15 protein-coding genes are annotated in these 15,966 nt (G+C 60.0%); 4 read left to right on the top strand and 11 right to left on the bottom strand.

The window, feature by feature from the left end:
- Positions 1 to 2: 2 nt before the first annotated feature.
- The 9 genes from JFT87_RS04880 to JFT87_RS04840 all read right to left on the bottom strand — a co-directional run bounded on the left by JFT87_RS04880 (position 3) and on the right by JFT87_RS04840 (position 10,528).
- The gene (locus JFT87_RS04880) at positions 3 to 629 is read right to left on the bottom strand and encodes an ABC-type transport auxiliary lipoprotein family protein (protein WP_201199301.1); all 627 of its coding nucleotides are present in this window, start codon (positions 627 to 629) and stop codon (positions 3 to 5) included.
- Positions 626 to 1,564 (bottom strand): MlaD family protein, encoded by a 939-nt coding sequence (locus JFT87_RS04875; RefSeq protein WP_201199299.1) that lies wholly within the window; start codon positions 1,562 to 1,564, stop codon positions 626 to 628. The genes JFT87_RS04880 and JFT87_RS04875 overlap by 4 nt, the downstream gene beginning before the upstream one ends.
- A 1-nt stretch (position 1,565) precedes the next feature.
- A complete protein-coding gene (locus JFT87_RS04870; RefSeq protein WP_201199297.1) occupies positions 1,566 to 2,369 on the bottom strand; it encodes an ABC transporter ATP-binding protein in 804 nt (267 codons plus the stop codon).
- Positions 2,366 to 3,514 carry an ABC transporter permease gene (locus tag JFT87_RS04865; protein ID WP_201199295.1) on the bottom strand — a complete coding sequence of 383 codons (1,149 nt, stop codon included), beginning with the start codon at positions 3,512 to 3,514 and terminating at the stop codon, positions 2,366 to 2,368. The genes JFT87_RS04870 and JFT87_RS04865 overlap by 4 nt, the downstream gene beginning before the upstream one ends.
- A gap of 54 nt (positions 3,515 to 3,568) precedes the next feature.
- Entirely contained in the window at positions 3,569 to 4,597 is a 1,029-nt protein-coding gene (locus JFT87_RS04860; protein WP_201199293.1) for a DUF5924 family protein, read from the bottom strand.
- A 255-nt stretch (positions 4,598 to 4,852) separates the two neighbouring features.
- A complete protein-coding gene (locus JFT87_RS04855; RefSeq protein ID WP_201199292.1) occupies positions 4,853 to 6,232 on the bottom strand; it encodes a M16 family metallopeptidase in 1,380 nt (459 codons plus the stop codon).
- A 174-nt stretch (positions 6,233 to 6,406) separates the two neighbouring features.
- A complete protein-coding gene (locus JFT87_RS04850) occupies positions 6,407 to 8,065 on the bottom strand; it encodes a Na/Pi cotransporter family protein (RefSeq protein WP_201199291.1) in 1,659 nt (552 codons plus the stop codon).
- 317 nt (positions 8,066 to 8,382) lie between these two features.
- The gene (locus JFT87_RS04845; protein ID WP_201199290.1) at positions 8,383 to 9,150 is read right to left on the bottom strand and encodes a TerC family protein; all 768 of its coding nucleotides are present in this window, start codon (positions 9,148 to 9,150) and stop codon (positions 8,383 to 8,385) included.
- 70 nt (positions 9,151 to 9,220) lie between these two features.
- Entirely contained in the window at positions 9,221 to 10,528 is a 1,308-nt protein-coding gene (locus JFT87_RS04840; protein WP_201199289.1) for a CitMHS family transporter, read from the bottom strand.
- A gap of 319 nt (positions 10,529 to 10,847) precedes the next feature.
- Between JFT87_RS04840 and JFT87_RS04835 the strand changes: the two genes are divergently transcribed.
- The gene (locus tag JFT87_RS04835; RefSeq protein ID WP_201199288.1) at positions 10,848 to 11,249 is read left to right on the top strand and encodes a GFA family protein; all 402 of its coding nucleotides are present in this window, start codon (positions 10,848 to 10,850) and stop codon (positions 11,247 to 11,249) included.
- Here JFT87_RS04835 and JFT87_RS04830 read toward each other — a convergent pair whose 3' ends face one another.
- Positions 11,250 to 11,606 carry a DOPA 4,5-dioxygenase family protein gene (locus JFT87_RS04830; RefSeq protein ID WP_201199287.1) on the bottom strand — a complete coding sequence of 119 codons (357 nt, stop codon included), beginning with the start codon at positions 11,604 to 11,606 and terminating at the stop codon, positions 11,250 to 11,252. It abuts the gene before it with no gap.
- 84 nt (positions 11,607 to 11,690) lie between these two features.
- Between JFT87_RS04830 and JFT87_RS04825 the strand changes: the two genes are divergently transcribed.
- Positions 11,691 to 12,356, top strand: a complete 666-nt coding sequence (locus JFT87_RS04825; RefSeq protein ID WP_201199285.1) for an NAD(P)-dependent oxidoreductase — start codon at positions 11,691 to 11,693, stop codon at positions 12,354 to 12,356.
- A gap of 45 nt (positions 12,357 to 12,401) precedes the next feature.
- Here the strand turns inward: JFT87_RS04825 and JFT87_RS04820 are convergent, their stop codons facing one another.
- On the bottom strand, positions 12,402 to 13,352 hold the full coding sequence (locus tag JFT87_RS04820) for a choline sulfate utilization transcriptional regulator (RefSeq protein ID WP_201199283.1): 951 nt from the start codon (positions 13,350 to 13,352) through the stop codon (positions 12,402 to 12,404).
- A gap of 114 nt (positions 13,353 to 13,466) precedes the next feature.
- Between JFT87_RS04820 and betC the strand changes: the two genes are divergently transcribed.
- Both betC and choX read left to right on the top strand, forming a co-directional pair.
- Positions 13,467 to 14,981 carry a choline-sulfatase gene (betC, locus tag JFT87_RS04815; protein ID WP_201199281.1) on the top strand — a complete coding sequence of 505 codons (1,515 nt, stop codon included), beginning with the start codon at positions 13,467 to 13,469 and terminating at the stop codon, positions 14,979 to 14,981.
- 16 nt (positions 14,982 to 14,997) lie between these two features.
- Positions 14,998 to 15,918 (top strand): choline ABC transporter substrate-binding protein, encoded by a 921-nt coding sequence (gene choX / locus JFT87_RS04810; RefSeq protein ID WP_201199279.1) that lies wholly within the window; start codon positions 14,998 to 15,000, stop codon positions 15,916 to 15,918.
- Positions 15,919 to 15,966: the final 48 nt, after the last annotated feature.

Genomic DNA, 15,966 nt, shown 5'->3' with positions numbered 1-15,966 from the left:
CTTCAAGGTTTAACGGGTGGGACCAATTGCTGACCTTGCTCCACCGCCCAAGCCACCACCTGCGCCGTCAACTGGTCGCTGGCCTGGCCAAACCCGGCCACCACCGACGGCACCTTCACATCGCTCAACGGCTGGCGCACTTCGAAGCGGTGGCTGGCGAGGATTCGCTGGTCATAGCCACGCACCAGCAACGCATCCAGCCGTACAACGACGCTTGCAGCGGTGCCTTGGTACTCCGTCTGGAATGCTTGCAGATTCCCACCGAGTTCCAGATCCGCCTGGAAGTTGCTGTCATCGGTGCTCAACAACGACACCCGGCCATCGCGCTGAAACCCGTCCAGCAACCGATTACGCAGCAACACCGGCGCCGGATCGCTCCAGCGCGAGGCTTTGTAGCTGCTGATCAGGTCGCCCTGCGGGATCACGGCGATTTTCGGGCTGTTCAGCGCCTCGCTGGCCTGTGGCTTGGTCAGGCGTAGCGACCAGTGTTGCGGCGTGCCGTGACTGGCCGCTACGGCGGTCTGGGCCGAGGGCAAGCGGTAGACATCGGACGGCTCGGACTTCGGCAGGATCGAGCATGAGCTGACCAGCGCAAAACTGGCGAGGAGGGCGAGGTGAGTCGGCTTCATGGCGTGAATTCCTTGTTCTTGTCGCTGCCCAGCAGATAACCGCTGGGGTTGGCTTCCAGTCGCTGGGAAATGGCCCGCAGCGACGTCAGGGTGTCGCGCAATTCACGCACCGCCGGAGCCAGGCCATTGAGGCCCTGCATGCCGCTGTTGAGCGAATCCTGATTGGTCGTCAGCAATTTGTTGATGGTCGCGGTGCTCTGTTCCAGCGATTTCATCGCCTGCCCGGCATTGCCGAACATCTGCTTGCCCTGATCGTTGAGCAGGCCGTTGGCGTTGCGCATCAGCGCGGTGGTTTGCTCAAGGGTGGCGCTGGCCTGTTTGCCGATCGAGGCCAGTTGCTGCATGGCCTGGCGGATATCGCCACGCTGGTCGGCGATGGTCCCGGTGGTTTGCTCCAGATGCTCAAGGGTGTTGCTGATGCGCTCGACGTTTTCCGCGGAAAACATCTGATTGGCGTTGTGCATCAGCGTGTTCACGCCGGCCATCAAGTCGTTGCTGTCGTTCAGCAGGCGAGCGATAGGCGAGGGCGCCGCGACAATCGTCGGCAACTCGCCGTCCTTGCCCCGCAGCTTGGGACTTTGCGGTGTGCCGCCACTGAGCTGGATGATCGAGGTGCCGGTGATCCCGGTCAGCGCCAGTTTGGCCTGGGTGTCTTCCTTGATTGGCGTCTCGCCGCCGAGACGAATCCGCGCCAGCACCCGGCGCGGGTCTTTCGGGTCGAGGCGCAGGGTCACCACATCGCCGACCTTGATCCCGCTGTACTGTACGGCGCTGCCCTTGGACAGGCCGCTGACCGCCTCGTTGAAGACAATTTCGTAGTCCTTGAACTCGGTGTCGACGCTGGATTTGGCCAGCCACAGACCGAAGAGCAGGGCGCCCGCCACCACAATCACGGTGAACAGGCCGATCAATACATGATGGGCTCGGGTTTCCATGTCAGACCTCGTTAAGCTGTTGAGCGGCGGTCAGCGCCGCGCGGCCGCGAGGGCCGTGGAAGTATTCGTGAATCCAGGCGTCGTCGGTTTCGGACACCTTGTCGATGGCATCCGCCACCAGCACTTTCTTCTGCGCCAGCACCGCCACCCGGTCAGTGATGGTGTAGAGCGTGTCGAGGTCGTGGGTCACCAGGAACACGCTCAAACCCAATGCATCGCGCAGGGTCAGGATCAACTGATCGAAAGCCGCCGCGCCAATCGGGTCGAGGCCGGCGGTGGGCTCGTCGAGAAACAGGATGTCCGGGTCCAGTGCCAGCGCCCGGGCCAGTGCCGCACGCTTGATCATGCCGCCGGACAAGGACGCGGGGTACTTGTCCGCCGCCGACAACGGCAGCCCCGCCAGCGCCAGCTTCACTGCTGCCAGGTGTTCGGCGTCGGCACGGCTCAGGCCGGCGTGTTCGATCAGGGGCAGGGCGACGTTCTCGGTCACGGTCAGCGATGAGAACAGCGCGCCTTTCTGGAACAGCACGCCGAAGCGCCGTTCAACCATCGAGCGTTCATGCTCCGACAGCGTCGGCAGGTTTTTGCCGAAGACTTTCACCACGCCTTCACTGGGCCGACGCAAACCGACAATGCTGCGCAGTAACACCGACTTGCCGCTGCCGGAGCCGCCGACCACGGCGAGGATTTCACCCTTGTACAAATCCAGGTCGAGGTTCTCGTGCACGCTCTGGCTGCCGAAGCGATTGCACAGCCCACGGACTTCGATCACCGCCTCGGAGGGCGCTCGGGGTAGACGACTCACCAGCCCATCTCCATGAAAAACAACGCGGCGACAGCATCCAGCACGATCACCACGAAAATCGACTGAACCACGCTGGACGTGGTGTGGGCGCCAACGGATTCGGCGCTGCCACTAACCTTGAAGCCTTCAAGGCAACCAATGGCCGCGATCAGGAACGCGAAGATCGGCGCTTTGACGATCCCCACCAGAAAATGCTGAACGCCAATGTCCGATTGCAGCAGCGAGAGGAACATCGCCGGCGAAATCCCCAGCGACACCGCGCAGACCACGCCACCGCCAATAATCCCGGAGATCATCGCCAGAAAGGTCAGCATCGGCAGCGCCACCAACAGCGCCAGTACCCGCGGGACCACCAGCAACTCGATCGGGTCGAGGCCCAACGTACGGATCGCATCGATTTCTTCGTTGGCCTTCATCGAGCCGATCTGCGCGGTGAACGCACTGGCGGTGCGTCCGGCCATCAAAATCGCCGTCAGCAACACACCGAACTCGCGCAGGAAGGAGAACGCCACCAGGTCCACGGTGAAAATACTCGCGCCGAAACTCGCCAGCACCGTCGCCCCGAGAAACGCCACCACCGCGCCCACCAGGAAGGTCAGCAGGGCGACGATAGGCGCGGCGTCGAGGCCAGTCTGTTCGATGTGCGCGACCATCGGCGTAATGCGCCAGCGTTGGGGGCGAAACAAATTGCGGGCGATGGTTTCGAGAATCAGGCCGACGAAACCCAGCAGTTGCAGGGTGTCTTGCCAGATCGCGTCAACGGCGCGACCGATGCGCGTCAGCAGTTGAATGCCGACGCTGATTTCCGGTTCCTTGAGCGGTACGCAGAAATCGGTCAGCGAGCGGTAGACGGTTTGCAGTAACGCGCGATCGGCGGTGGAAAGGGTGCACTCAGGGTGTTCGGCCGATCGGCCCAGGCGCTCGGAACCCAGCAACTCCACCAGCAGCGAAGCACCGGCGGTGTCGAGGGCGCCGAGGCCGTTGAGATCAATGTGGGTGCTGTCGTCGTACTGGCCGCGAAGCTTGTCGCCCAGGCGCTTGAGGTCAGCGTAATGGGCGAGCGTCCAGTCACCCGTAACCCGCAATTGTGCAGGGGTGTGAGTGGTGTCCAGTTGGGCATTGCCGGGCAATGTGCTGCTGGTCATAAGCTCCGTGCTTGTTCGGCTGTTACGCAGATCTACGTAATAGCACGAACCGGATTACTTTTCTTTGGTCGGTGTGCTGTCCGTGATCTCGAAGCGCAACACGCCGATCACCTGCCCATCTTCGGTCAACACCCGGACCTGCCAATCGCCGACCGGGTTGCCGGGAAAATTCTGTTTGTGGGTCCAGGCCCGATAGCCTTCCTTGCGCCCGCCATGAATATCCAGTGCGATGCGGTCGACCTCTTGGCCGTTGAACTGCCACACGTGATAAATCCGTTCATCCAGACCGCGCGGCGCGTTGATTGCAGTGTAGGCGTAGAGCCCGCCGCCGCGAATCTGCTCGGCGCTGACTTGCTCCAGGCTATCGCCGGGGGTGCGATCCTGCATTTGCGTGCTGATGGCCACGTCGGTCATCCACAGCGTCGCTGGTGGAACCCACGAACGCAGCACCCAACCCATCGCGCCGATACCCAGCGTGATGCTCAGAATCGCCAGGGCGTTGCGCACGGTTCGGATCGGAAAGATCGAGGCCAGGCTCGGGAACGACAACAACACGGAGATGCCCAGCGCCAGTTTGAAACTCTCTGACGTCGTCAGATGCAGGATGACGGGCAGGGCGGTCAGCAGCGCAGCGAACAACGTCAGGGTGTGCAGCGCCAGGAACGCCCAGCGACGTGGCGCCAACCATTTGTAGTACAGCGGGTCGGTGATGGAGATCAGCGCCGCAATGCCCAGCAACCCGGTAAACACCAGTTGGCCGCTGTTCCAGGTGGTGGTGATGAAGAAAAACGGCAGGACAAAAAACAGGCTTTCCTGGTGGATCATCTGCGTCGCATAACGCAGCAACGGCTGGGGGATTTCCCGTTTGAAGACGCGGGTAAACAACCGGGTGAGGCTGTTTTCGAGCATCAGCCAGACCCAGCTGACCAGCATGATGGTGGTGATCCAGGTCGCCAGGCCTTGTTGGCGATCCACCAGCATGAAGCTGCAAACTCCGGAGATAAAACCACCGAGCGCAATGACCCCCGGATAGCGCTTCATCAGTTCGAGGATGCGCTGGATCAGGAGCTGTATTTTCGGCATGTCGGGGTTCACAACGCTGTAGGAAAAATCCCAGAAAGGTTACCGCCGCCCAGCCCCTGTGGCGAGGGAGCTTGCTCCCGCTCGGCTGCACAGCAGTCGTAAAACCTGCGCTGAGGTGTGTCTGAAGGGTCGCGGTTGCTGGTTTTGGGGCTGCTTCGCAGCCCAACGGGGGCAAGCCCCCTCGCCACAAGGACCTCATCATCACAACATGGGTATTCCATGCAGGCGCTGCCGAAGGCTGCGATCTTTTGATCTTCAACCCCGCTTACGGTGCAGGCGCCAGCCGACCAGGATCAGTAACACCAAGCCCAAGCCACCCGCACTCAACCACAACACCTGATCATCACTGATCAACGGCTTCTCGATGCGCAAATACCCCGGCTGCAACAGCAACTCGCGCATGGCCTTGTTCGCCGCTTCCAGCGTCACGCCTTGCAGCTCCCGCGCCGGGTTGGCAAAGCGGCCGTCCTCGTAGTCGCCGAGCGCACTCCAGTAGTAATCGGCCATTGCGCTGTTGCCTTGCACCGCCCAGGCCTGATGGGCGATAGAGGCCTGTTTGATCCGCGCGAAGGTGTCCGGGTCGAGGCCGTTTTTCAGCAGATCAGCCTTGAGGTCTTCCAGCACCTGAATGGCTTCGTCGACATCATCACGATCCAGGTCGGCATTCAGGCTCATGAAGCCAACGCCGCCAAACACTTCACGCTCGGCCCACGGCCCATACGACAAACCGTGGTTCAGGCGCATCTGCCGATAGAGCGCCCAATCCAGATAATCCTTGAGCAGGTCGAAGGTTTGATCAGGCACGTCTTCCAGCACCGGCTCCGGCACCAGCCAATGCAACCTCGCACCGCCACCGACAAAACCGTGAATCAGACTGCGCTCATGGGCGGCACTCGCGTTGATTTCCGGTAACGGCAAATGGTCGGTGGGATCGACTGCCTCAAGCGCGCCCCAGGCCCGTTCCAGATAGGCCGGCAACAACTTGTCGAGGTCGCCGACCACAATAAGCGTCATGTTGTTGGGGGCGTACCAGGCTTTGCGGACCTTATCCAGTTGCTCGCGGGTCAGGTGATCGACTTCGGCCCGCTCGGGGCATTTGAGGCCCAGTTCCACGGCCAACTGATTGCTGGCCGTGTGGCCGAGGTCCTGACGGTCCATCCACCGCTGCAAGTGCGAGTAGTGGCCGCCGTCCTCACGCTCGACCACTTGCTTGGCGGCGTTGATGGCGTTGTCGTCGACTCGGGTCTGGGTCAACAGCGCCAGCAGCAGATCGAGAACCTTGCGCTGGTTTTTCGCCGGGGCTTCGATGACGAACGTCGTGTCGGCGTTGCTGGTGTAGGCGTTCCATTCACCGCCCAGGGCCTGCATGCGCTCTTCCAGGCCACCTTCGCCGCTGGCGTCGATGCCGCTGAACAGCAAGTGTTCAAGCAGGTGGGGCAGCTCTTTGTCATCACATTTGAAGTCATCGATACCGACGCCGACCACCAGCCGAATCGCCACATGCCCACGATCGGTGCCGGGCTTGAGCAGCAATTGCAGGCCGTTGGGCAGCGCATAGCCTTCGACCTGAAAACGATCCAGGGCGAACGAAGGGAATGAACCGAGCAACAGACAGGCGAACAACAGACAACGCATAACGAGCTTCCATACGGCTGATTGGAGATCCGTGTCGCTTTCCAGGCAGCCATCGCGAGCAAGCTCGCTCCCACAGTTGATTTGAGTCGTTCACAAAACCACTGTGGGAGCGAGCCTGCTCGCGATGATCTTGAACCCGAACCACAGTTACTGACTGACCACACTGCCAGACGTTCAAGGCGAATGTGTGATGTCAGCCAAATCGTCCGACTCCAGCGCACCGGTGTCGGACGTTTCCAATACCGCGTAGGCGCTGCTGCAAAACAGCGAATTCAGACGCTTCATGTCGGCGATCAGCTCCAGGTGCAGCGAACTGGTCTCGATACTTTGGACGATCTTACGTTGCAATCGGCTGACATGAGCATGGGCCAAGCGTCGTTCCTGTGCGCGAAAACGACGTTTCTCACGCAGCAACTGGCGGGCGCTTTCCGGATCGCTGCTGAGAAACACCGACAACCCCAGACGCAAGTTGGAAATCAGTTGGCTGTGCAGCCCCGCCAACTCTTCCAGCCCAACCTCGGAAAACGACCGGCGTTGCGAGGTCTTCTGCTGCTGGACCTTGCGCAGCATGCGTTCGATCAGGTCGCTGGCGAGTTTGAGGTTGATCGCCAGTTCGATAATTTCCGCCCAGCGCCGGCTGTCCTGATCGCTGAGGTCTTCGCGGGGCATCTGCGCCAGATAGAGTTTGATCGCACTGTAAAGCGCTTCGACGTCATCGGTCATGCGGCGCATTTCCTGGGTGACGGCGGTTTGCTTGCCGTGCAGCACGTCGAGCATGGCTTCGAGCATGTTGTCGATCAGGTCGCCGATGCGCAGGGTTTCCCGGGCAGCGTTGGCCAGTGCCAGGCTCGGGGTCACCAGTGCAGTCGGGTCCAGGTGCCGGGGCTTGGCCATGCCGTTGAGTTCCGGCCGCTCCGGCAACAGCCAGGCACAGAGCCTAGCCATCGGCCCGACGCTGGGCAGCAGGATCAGACAGCGCGCGGTGTTGTAGAGCAGGTGGAAGCCGATGACCATTTCCTGAGGGCTGTAGTCGAGGCTGTCGATCCAGTGCACCAGCGGGTCGAGCACCGGGATGATCAACAGCAGGCCGATCAGTTTGTACAACAGACTGCCCAGCGCGACTTGGCGACCGGCAGCGTTCTGCATGCTGGTGCTCATAAAAGCGAGAACACCGCTGCCGATGTTGGCGCCGATCACCAGGCCGATGGCCACTGGTAGGCTGATCACGCCGGCGCCGGCCAGGGTCGCGGTCAGCAGCACCGCCGCCAGGCTGGAGTAGGAGATCATCGCGAACAGCGCGCCAATCAGGGCATCGAGCAGGATGTCGCCGGTCAGGGAGGCGAAGATCACCTTCACCCCTTGGGCATGGGTGATCGGTGCGGCGGCTTCGACGATCAGTTGCAGCGCGAGGATGATCAGCCCCAGGCCGATTGCTACCCGGCCCATCTGCCCGACCCGGGTCTGTTTGCGCGACAGGAAGAAAATCACCCCGAGGAAGATCAGCAGCGGCGACAGCCACGACAGGTCAAACGTCAGCACTCGCGCCATCAGCGCCGTACCGACGTCGGCCCCGAGCATGGTCGCCAGGGCCGGGGTCAGCGCCATCAGGCCCTGACCGACGAAGGAAGTGACGAGCATCGCCGTGGCGTTACTGCTCTGGACCATGGCGGTCACGACGATGCCGGCGACAAACGCGAGCCCGCGCTTGGACATATTCTGGCCAATCACATGGCGCAAGTTGGAACCGTAGACCCGCAGGATGCCGGTTCGGACGATGTGCGTGCCCCAGATCAGCAAGGTCACGGCAGATAACAAATTGAGCAGGGTCAGCATGCTGGGCCCCCTGTGGTGGTAGCGTCCCAAAGGGACAAGTTGACGGTACCGCGCGACGTTCTACGTTCTGTACTTAAGCTGTAGTTGGCTAACGGTCTGGGCGCCAGCATCGCATAGCTAAAGTGTCGATTGAAATAAAACTGTCATGAAAACAGTTTGATGCAGATATGAAAGAGGGAATCACGATCAGCGCAAAACCAATGTGGGAGCGGGCTTGCTCGCGAAGAGGTCGTGTCAGTCGACATCACAGTTGAATGACACACCGCTTTCGCGAGCAAGCCCGCTCCCACAGGGTTTGCAGCGCTACAGCATTCGGGTTACTGCCCCGGAACATCCTTGCGCAGTTTCACCGGGTCTTGCTGTTTCTTCTTTTTCGCAATCGCGGTGCGCATCTTGATGTTGATCGCTTCTACCGCCAGCGAGAACGCCATGGCGAAGTAGACGTAGCCTTTTGGCACGTGTACGCCGAAGGCCTCGGCAATCAGCACGGTACCGACCACCAGCAGGAACGCCAGCGCCAGCATCTTCAGCGACGGGTGCTTGTCGATGAATTCACTGATCTTGCCAGCCGCCAGCATCATCACCAGCACCGCCACGATAATCGCCGCGACCATGACCGGCACGTGCGAGACCATGCCGACCGCGGTGATCACCGAATCCAGCGAGAACACAATGTCGATGATCGCGATCTGGATGATGGTGTAAAGGAAGTTGCCACCCTTGCCCGAAGGCTCGTCGCCGGTTTCGTCTTCACCTTCCAGCGCGTGGTACATCTCTTGCGAACTTTTCCACAGCAGGAACAGACCACCGAAGAACAGGATCAGGTCTCGCCCGGAAATACCCTGGCCGAACACTTCGAACAGGTCCGCAGTGAGGCGCATGACCCACGTGATCGACAGCAGCAACAGGATCCGCGTGATCATGGCCAGGGCCAGACCGAAGATCCGGGTGCGCGCCTGCATGTGCTTGGGCATGCGGCTGACCAGGATCGAGATCATGATGATGTTGTCGATGCCCAGGACGATCTCCAGGGCAGTCAGGGTGAAGAAGGCAACCCAGATTTCAGGGTTGGTCAGCCATTCCATGTGTATTCCTTTGAGCGAGTGTTAAACCACGACGCCAGCAGTAAGCTGGCGGCGTGGTGAGTTGATGCCGTTACAAAGTGCTGAACAGCGGGAAAGTCCCCAACAGCAAGGCGGCGACCAGTATGCACAGGCAGACTAGTACTGCCCACTTCAGGGTAAAACGTTGATGGTCACCGAACTCGATCCCGGCCAGTGCTACCAGCAAATATGTAGACGGTACCAGTGGGCTGAGCAAGTGGACGGGCTGACCAACGATCGAGGCACGCGCCATTTCCACCGCAGTGATGCCGTAATGACTGGCGGCTTCGGCCAACACTGGCAACACGCCGTAATAAAACGCGTCGTTCGACATGAAGAACGTGAACGGCATGCTCACCAGCGCCGTGATCACCGCCAGGTACGGGCCGAGGAAATCCGGGATCACCGCCAACAGGCTTTTCGACATAGCATCGACCATGCCGGTTCCGGTCAAAATACCGGTGAAGATACCCGCGGCAAAAATCAGCCCGACCACCGCCAGCACACTGCCGGCGTGGGCCGCAACGCGGTCCTTCTGTTGTTGCAGGCACGGGTAGTTGACGATCATCGCGATACTGAACGCCACCATGAACAGCACCGGCAGCGGCAACAGGCCAGCGATCAGGGTGCACATCAGGGCAACGGTCAGGGCGCCGTTGAACCAGATCAGCTTCGGACGACGGGCGTCCGGGTACTGGGAAACGCTGATTTCGCTGTGGTCCACGTCATCGCCGGCCAGGTGCAGTTCACCCAGGCGAGCACGCTCGCGTTTGCCGTAGAAGTAAGCAATCGCCAGGATCGCCACCACACCGGCCAGCATCGCCGGAATCATCGGCACGAAGATGTCGGATGGGTCCACATGCAGCGCGCTCGCGGCACGGGCGGTCGGGCCACCCCACGGGGTCATGTTCATCACGCCGCCGGCGAGGATGATCAGGCCGGCCATGATTCGCGGGCTCATGCCAATGCGGCTGTAGAGCGGCAGCATAGCGGCCACGCAAATCATATAAGTGGTCGCGCCGTCACCATCGAGGGAAACAACGAGCGCCAGAACGGCGGTGCCGACCGAAACTTTCAACGGGTCGCCCTTGACCAGTTTGAGGATCTTGCGCACGGCCGGGTCAAACAGGCCGGAGTCGATCATCAGGGCGAAGTACAGAATGGCGAACATCAGCATCACGCCGGTCGGCGCAAGCTTGGTGATGCCTTCGAGCATCATCGGGCCGATCTTCGGCGCAAAGCCACCGAACAGGGCGAAGATGATCGGAATAATGATCAGGGCGATCAGCGCGGAAAGGCGCTTGGTCATGATCAGGAACATGAACGTGATGACCATGGCAAAGCCAAGGAAAGTCAGCATGGGAATACTCCAGGCGTAGCGCGGCTAGGGAATGGGCGAACCGGGTGGGTCAGCGCAGAACAGGAAGCACGAGGCGTACGGGCGGAGTTGCAGCGAAAGGGCGGGTAGCAAAGGACATCAGAATCACCATTGTTGTTGTTAATTGGGCCATGCGAGCGATAAAACACACGCGTGGCCAACCGGTCTCTTGCCGGTAGTGGGGGGCGATCCTAATGGGGAAAGCTTTCAGCCAGCTTTCGCTGCCGAAAGCATTGTCCAGATGGGCAACCGGTCGTCGGATGGGCTTAACGTCAGAAAACACTGCACAGGAAGTAAAAACATGGACGACATTCATACCGGCGGCTGCCATTGCGGACATCTGCGCTATCAGTTTCGTGGGTCGCTGCACGACATCGCCCACTGCCATTGTTCGATTTGCCGGCGAGTCAGCGGCGGAATCGTGACCACCTGGATCACCGTGCCCGCCTCGACCTTTGAATGGCTGGCCGGGACACCGACTCGGTACGACTCTTCTGAAAGCTGCGCGCGATTTTTCTGCCCGACCTGTGGGGCGCAGGTGGCGCTACTGACGCTGCTCAGCCCCGAGAGCATCGACCTGACCATCGCCACCCTCGATCATCCAGAGCGGGCTCCAGCCGACCGGCACATCTGGACCGACAGCCGCCTGCCCTGGCTGCACCTGGATGAGCACTTGCCCGGCGAAGCAGAAGAAACGATCTGATCAGAAAATAGACAGGTCCAATGGGCGGATGGCACCCATCCAGACGGCGTGCTCCGTATGATCGAGCAAGTCATCGCCAGTGTCCGGGTGCAGGAACACCACCAAGCCGTTGCGATTGAGCACCAGCCACGGAAGCACATCGCCGATAAGCTGCGGCCCAAACGCCAGTTGGCAGCTCCAGTCCGGGTGCGGACCGACCGGGCGCTCGTGCATGCGGCCCATCTTCAATGGGAACAATTGCGCCGCTTGCTCACACAAGGCCCGTGCCTGATCGATGGTGCTGGCGTCGAAATAAACGTGAGCGTGGTAGCCCGTGATCTGCTGGGCATGAGCCTGTTGGACGTGATCCTTGTGCATCTGAACCTCTCCTGAAATCCGGTCGAACCCTCACCATTTCCTACAGGTCACACGCTATATATGTGGGAAACAAGGAACTCAGCCATGAAAAATGCCGAAACCCCGGTGGTGAAAGTGGTGCTCTATGGTGCCATGAGTAGCCTGGGCAGTGCGCTGATGGCTGAAATGCTGCGGCGCCAGCATGAAGTGATCGCGATTCTCGATGACCTGACGGCGCTGGCGCCTCGACCCGGACTGCGCACCAAGAATGGCGACCTGTTCGACGCCCAACGAGTGAAACAAAGCGTGGCCGGTTGTTCGGCGGTGATCTGTCTACTAGACGCGCCAGGGCTGCCGATCAGCAGCGAACACGTGGAGAAAACCATCGTGCCCGGCCCGGTCGAGCAGGTGCTGGCAGTGGATGCATTGATCGACGGTCTGCAGGCCGCCAGCATTGGCCGTTTGTTTGTGGTGGGGCATTTTGAGGAATTGGACGAGCCGGGGGTGGAGGATGACCTTCAGCGCCATGCCGCCGAAGAAATCCTCGAAGCCCTGCAAGGCAGCGATCTGCACTGGACGTTGGTGGATGTGCCGCACGGGGTGGCCGGGCTGACCATCGAGCATTTCAGTCAGGTCAGCAGCAGCCTTGAGCCGGGTCTGGCCGAGCCATTGCGACGGCTAAATCGTGTGGCGGTCGGGATCGCTGATGAGCTGCGGTTGAACCTGCATGTCGGTGAACATGTGAGTTTTGTGGCGGCTTCAGAACCGTAAAGATCGCAGCCTTCGGCAGCTCCTACAGGTGCGATCTTTGCGCTTTCACACCGCAATCGAAGGAAACGGCAAACCAGTCAACGATTGCGCACTGGTGGCCTGTTCTGCCATCAACCAATCCACAAACTGTTTAATCAACACACCACGACGTTTGCGCTGAGGCAAGACAACGTAATAACCCAGCCGTGAAATCACCGTGTCGGCAATCGGCCGACACAACAAACCCTGGGCCAATAAGTTATCCACAAGGTGCCGCCAACCGATGGCCACGCCCTGGCCGCCAATCGCCGCCTGGATCAACAACGTGTAATTGTCGAAACGCAGCTGTCCCGGTGCCGGCGCCGAGGTTATCCCCAACTCTCGGAACACTCCGCTCCAGTCGAACCAGTTGCTGCTGTTTTCCCCACGCAGATGCAGCAGTGGAAAATCGAGCAACGACTGGACCGGCAAGGGCAGGGGACGGTCCTTCAACAACAGCGGGCTGCACACCGGGAACACTTCCTCGCTGAACAACCAATGGCTTTCGCCTTGCTTGAAGCGCCCGTCACCGAACAGCACCGCCACGTCGATATCGGTACGCAACATGTTGTGATTGCGTTCGCTGGTGACCAGGCTGACATCGACTTGGGGATTGGCTTCGTGAAAACGGTGCAGGCGTGGCATCAACCAATAGGCGGCGAAGGCGAAATCGGTGGCGACTTGCAGCACTTCGTGGGACTGCTGTGCGCTGATCGCAGTCAATCCTGCGTCGATATTCTGTAAACCGAGCTGAACTTGCTCGAAAAGAATCGCCCCCGCCTCCGTCAGCTCGATACCACGATAGATGCGATCAAACAGGCGCGTAGTGAGCTGTTCTTCCAGCCGTTTGATCTGCTGACTGATCGCCGGTTGCGTGGTGCCAAGCTCCACCGCCGCCGCGGTAAAGCTGCGCTGACGGGCCGCCGCCTCGAAGGCACGCAGCAAGTCGAGAGACAAATCACCAAGGGCGTCATACATAAGCTGTGCTTATCCTAGTCATTGCCGTGCATGGGCTTTACCGCAAAAGGCATGGACTACATGCTCGATCGCAGCACTCTCGCATAAATATTCACTATGGAATGCCGCGATCACATGAAGCGCAAGAATATTCTTTTCATCATGGCCGATCAGATGGCCGCGCCAATGTTGCCGTTCTACGGCCCTTCGCCAATCAAACTCCCGAATCTCAGCCGCCTCGCCGCCGAAGGCGTGGTGTTCGACGCCGCGTATTGCAACAGCCCACTCTGCGCGCCGTCGCGCTTTACCTTGGTCAGCGGTCAGTTGCCGAGCAAGATCGGCGCCTACGACAACGCGGCCGATTTCCCCGCAGACGTACCGACTTATGCCCACTACCTGCGTCGCCTCGGCTACCGCACCGCGCTGTCGGGCAAGATGCACTTCTGTGGCCCGGACCAACTCCACGGCTATGAAGAACGCCTGACCAGCGACATTTACCCGGCCGACTACGGCTGGTCAGTGAACTGGGACGAACCGGACGTGCGTCCGACCTGGTATCACAACATGTCTTCAGTGCTGCAAGCCGGGCCCTGCGTGCGAACCAATCAGCTCGATTTCGACGAAGAAGTGGTGTTCAAGGCCCAGCAATATCTGTTCGATCACATTCGCGAGGATGGCGATCAGCCGTTCTGCCTGACCGTCTCGATGACTCACCCACATGACCCGTACACGATTCCCAAGGCTTTTTGGGATATGTACGACGACGCCGACATCCCGCTGCCACAGACGCCGGCCCAGACTGCACTCGATCCACACTCCCAACGTTTGCTCAAGGTTTACGACCTGTGGGACAAGCCTCTGCCTGTGGATAAGATTCGCGATGCGCGCCGGGCGTACTTCGGTGCGTGCAGCTATATCGACAGCAACGTCGGCAAACTCCTGGAAACACTCGAGGAAACCGGACTGATCGATGACACCATCATCGTCTTCTCCGGCGACCACGGCGACATGCTCGGTGAGCGTGGCCTCTGGTACAAAATGCACTGGTTTGAAATGGCTGCCCGTGTCCCCCTGTTGATAAGTGCTCCGGGACAATTCGGAGCGGGCCGGGTCAGTGCGGCAGTCTCTACCGCGGATCTGCTGCCAACCTTTGTCGAACTGGCCGGTGGCTCACTGGAGCCGGGCCTGCCGCTGGACGGCCGCTCACTGGTTTCGCACCTGCAAGGGCAGGGCGGTCACGATGAAGTGTTCGGCGAATACATGGCCGAAGGCACTATCAGCCCGTTGATGATGATTCGGCGCGGCGCCTACAAATTCATCTACAGCGAAGACGACCCTTGCCTACTCTTCGACGTACACAACGACCCGCGTGAACAAGAAGAACTCAGCCAGTCGCCGCAACATCGGCCACTGTTCGAAGATTTTCTCGCCGAAGCGCGGGCCAAATGGGACATTCCGGCGATCCACCAACAGGTGCTCGCGAGCCAGCGACGTCGGCGTTTCGTCGCCGACGCCCTGACCATCGGCAAGCTGAAGAGCTGGGATCACCAGCCGCTGGTGGACGCCAGTCAGCAATACATGCGCAACCACATCGACCTTGATGATCTGGAGCGCAAAGCACGTTATCCACAACCCTGCCAAAACCAATAATGTGAAGGGGAAGTCCATGCAAAGGTTATCCACAGTACTGACGGTCGGGCTTCTGGCTCTGGGCAGTGCATCGGTTTACGCCGATCAGAGCTGCGAGACGGTGAAAATGGCCGACCCTGGCTGGAGCGACATCGCCGCGACCAACGCCATCACCGGGTTTCTGCTGGACGGCATGGGCTACAAGGCCAAGGTCGACACACTGGCGGTGCCGATCACCTTTGGTGGTCTGAAGGATGGCCAGGTCGATGTGTTTTTGGGTAACTGGATGCCGGCGCAGCAGGGCTTTTATGACAAGTTCGTCGCCACCGGCGACGTGACTCAATTGGCGAAGAATCTCGACGGCACCGAGTTCACATTGGCCGTGCCGGATTACGTCTGGGACGCGGGTGTGCATAACTTTGCCGACCTGAACAAATACGCCGATAAGTTCGACAAGAAGATCTACGGCATCGGCTCCGGCGCTCCGGCGAATATTTCGCTGCAGGACATCATCAAGAAGAACGACTTCGAGCTGGGCCAGTGGAAGCTGATCGAGTCCAGCGAGCAGGCGATGCTGGCCGAAGTGTCCCGCGCGGTGAAGAAACAGAAGTTCGTGACCTTCCTCGGCTGGACGCCGCACCCGATGAACGTGCAGCTGAAAATGCATTACCTGAAGGGCGGCGAGAAATACTTCGGCGACACCGGCGCGGTTTATACACTGACCCGTAAAGGTTATGCACAGGCCTGCCCGAACGTTGGCAAGCTGCTGACCAACCTGAGTTTCACCCAGGAAATGGAAAACAGCATCATGGCCGAAGTGGTGAACAAGAAGGTCAGCAATGCGGACGCAGTGAAGGCGTGGATCAAGGCGAATCCGGCGGTGCTGGATAAATGGCTGGACGGGGTGAAGACCGTGGACGGGCAGGATGCGTTAGGCGCAGTCAAAGCCAAGTTGTAACGATAACCAACAGTTGACCCACTTCCTGTGGTGAGGGGATTTATCCCC

This window comes from Pseudomonas sp. TH15, from assembly GCF_016651105.1.
Lineage (GTDB): Bacteria > Pseudomonadota > Gammaproteobacteria > Pseudomonadales > Pseudomonadaceae > Aquipseudomonas.
Note: the sequence above shows the minus strand (reverse complement) of the source record. Positions and strands in the feature narration are given on the sequence as shown.